2 protein-coding genes are annotated in these 1,693 nt (G+C 65.4%); both read left to right on the top strand.

Annotated elements, in window-relative coordinates:
* Window positions 1–267, top strand: a 267-nt coding sequence (locus ACZ6S6_RS37615) for a phosphopantetheine-binding protein (protein ID WP_469709520.1), incomplete at its 5' end; no start/stop codon positions are given.
* The coding region (locus ACZ6S6_RS37620) for a condensation domain-containing protein (protein WP_469709522.1) at window positions 267–1,693 on the top strand (1,427 nt) is incomplete at its 3' end. The genes ACZ6S6_RS37615 and ACZ6S6_RS37620, both read left to right, overlap by 1 nt.

The following is a 1,693-nucleotide window of genomic DNA, read 5'->3' on the forward strand; positions in this document are numbered from 1 at the left end:
CCGCGTGAGGAAGTTCTGTGTGCGGTGTTCGCTGAAGTTCTGGGTCTGGACAAGGTGGGGATCGATGACAGTTTCTTCGATCTGGGCGGTCACTCTCTCCTCGCCACCCGCATCGTCAGCCGCATCCGCACCGAACTAAACGTAGAAATTCCGCTTCGGACCCTGTTCGAAGCTCCCGATGTCGCCAGCCTCAGTGAACGGTTGGGGGCGGCAGAGAAGTCCCGCCGGCCCGCTCTGCGGCGGATGCCGCGCCCCCAGGAGAAGTGATGATTCCTCTTTCCTTTTCGCAGCGTCGTCTCTGGTTCCTCAACCGCTTTGAGGGAGCAGGCGTTTCGACGTACAACCTCCCCATCGCACTCCGTCTGAGCGGTGAACTCGACCGCGAGGCGCTGGCCGCTGCTCTGCGCGACGTAGTGGAGCGGCACGAGAGCCTGCGCACCGTCTTCCCCGAGGGAGAGGACGGCACGCCGTTCCAGAGGATCCTCGACACCGGGCAGGCATGGACGGGGCTGGACGTGATCCCCACGTCCGAGGACGAGTTGGACGAACTCATCGTCTCCTTCCGACAGGTCGGGTTCGACGTGACCGTCGACGTTCCGATCCGCGCTCGCCTGTTTCTCCTGAGCGGCGACTCGCACGTCCTGGTGCTGGTGCTTCACCACATCGCGGGAGACGGCTGGTCCATGGCACCGCTGGCGCGGGACGTCGCGGTCGCGTACGAGGCACGGGCTGAGGGCCGTGTCCCGGACTGGGAGCCGCTGCCGGTCCAGTACGCCGACTACACGCTCTGGCAACGGAAACTGCTGGGGGAGGAGTCCGACCCGGACAGCGTGGTGAGCCGGCAGGTGACCTACTGGACCGAGGCGCTCGCGGACCTCCCGGAGCAGCTCGAACTGCCGACGGACCGGGCACGGCCTGCCACGGCCTCGTACTCCGGTGACCGTGTGCCCGTGGAGATCGACGCAGAACTGCACGCTGGTCTCGCCGCGTTGGCGCGCGAGTCGGGCGCGAGCATGTTCATGGTCGTCCAGGCTGCCTTCGCCGCGCTGTTGTCGCGCCTGGGCGGGGGCACGGACATCCCGATCGGCGCGCCCATCGCCGGCCGCACGGACGAGGCGCTGGACGATCTGGTCGGGTTCTTCGTCAACACCCTCGTTCTGCGCACGGACCTTTCCGGCAACCCCACCTTCCGCGGACTCCTCGCACAGGTGCGCACGTCCGTCCTCTCCGCGCACGAGCACCAGGACGTGCCCTTCGAACGCCTCGTCGAGGTGATCGACCCGACGCGTTCCATGTCCCGCCACCCGCTCTTCCAGGTCGCGCTCGCCTTCCAGAACAACGCGCAGGCGGAACTCCGGCTCAAGGGGCTCACTCTGAGTCTCGTGGAATTCGCCGCGGACACTGCCAAGTTCGACCTGTCCCTCGGCATATCGGAGAAGTTCACCCAGCAGGGCACGCCGGCCGGGTTGAGCGGTGTCTTTGAGTTTGCGACGGATTTGTTTGATCGTTCGACGGTTGAGTCGTTCGTGGTGTATTTGCGTCGTTTGTTGGTGGGTGTGGTTGCTGATCCTGATGTGTTGGTGGGGTCGGTGGACATTCTGGCGGTGGGGGAGTTGCGGGATCTTCTGTCGGGGTGGCAGGGGGTGGGGTCTGATGTGGTGGTGGCTCCGTTGTCTGTGTTGTTTGAGCGGCA

The sequence above is a fragment of the Streptomyces sp. NPDC048671 genome (assembly GCF_055587045.1).